Origin of the sequence: Bacillus andreraoultii (assembly GCF_001244735.1) — a bacterium.
Lineage (GTDB): Bacteria > Bacillota > Bacilli > Bacillales > Caldibacillaceae > Caldifermentibacillus > Caldifermentibacillus andreraoultii.
Genome location: NZ_LN868935.1, coordinates 450407 through 451399 on the forward strand (window position 1 = coordinate 450407; position 993 = coordinate 451399).

Genomic DNA, 993 nt, shown 5'->3' on the forward strand with positions numbered 1-993 from the left:
TCTCTTTCCTCGGATACGGGTGAACTTCTTTTTAGAGAGTTTGATGAAAAAATAGGATTTTCCAAGACTTTGGAAAACCACTTAAAACTAGATGATCCAAGAGCCTATTACTTTCATTCAAGTGAAAACTTATTACGTTAAAAGATCTATCAAATCATTGCTGGATATTATGAAGATGACGCTGCCGATCAATTGACAAGGGGTCCTGTTTTTACAGAAATTATTGATACACCAGCTCTCGCTTCTCAACCGAGCTTATCTCGTTTTTACACTCGATTTAACCAAGAATCGATTGATCATTTAAATCAAGCGAATCAAGAATTACGTGATAAAATTCATGCTTTTAGAAAATCGCAAGCTCTATTTATTGATTTAGATTCTACCCATTCTGATACGTATGGTAACCAAGAGTCCTCTTTCAATGCTCATTATGGAACTATGGGATTTCATCCTTTAGTTGCCTTTGATGGAGCTACTGGCGACTTTTTGAAAGCGAAACTTCGCCCGGGAAACGTCTACACCTCCAATGGTGTGGTCGAATTTATTCAGCCTCTGATTGAACATTACAACGAAATATTCCCGGAAACGAGTTTGTTTCTTCGTGGGGACAGTGGATTTGCCGTGCCTGCCCTGTATGAACTGTGAGAAAGAATCGGTTTATTACGTTATTCGTTTAAAATCAAATGCACAATTAAAAAGTCTGGCGGAAGAGTATCATCCTGTTTCTGTACCTGAAGATGTTTCAAAAACAGAACGCTATTTTGAAGAAACCATTTACCAAGCAAAATCTTGGTTGAAACCTAGAAAGGTCATCATTCAGTCTGTACGACCTGCGGGTGAACTGTTCTTTACGCATTCCTTTTTTGTCACCAATTTTGAAATCGCTTCTCCAAAAGATATCGTCCAAGCTTATCAAAAAAGAGGAACGATGGAGAATTACATCAAGGAAGCTAAAAATGGTTTTGGTTTCGATCGAATGAATAGCCATTCTTA

The 993-nt window shown here is 37.8% G+C and carries 1 pseudogene; it reads left to right on the forward strand.

Annotated features, from left to right (window positions below):
• Positions 1–993: pseudogene (locus tag BN2144_RS02450) on the forward strand (IS1380 family transposase); the annotation flags it as partial.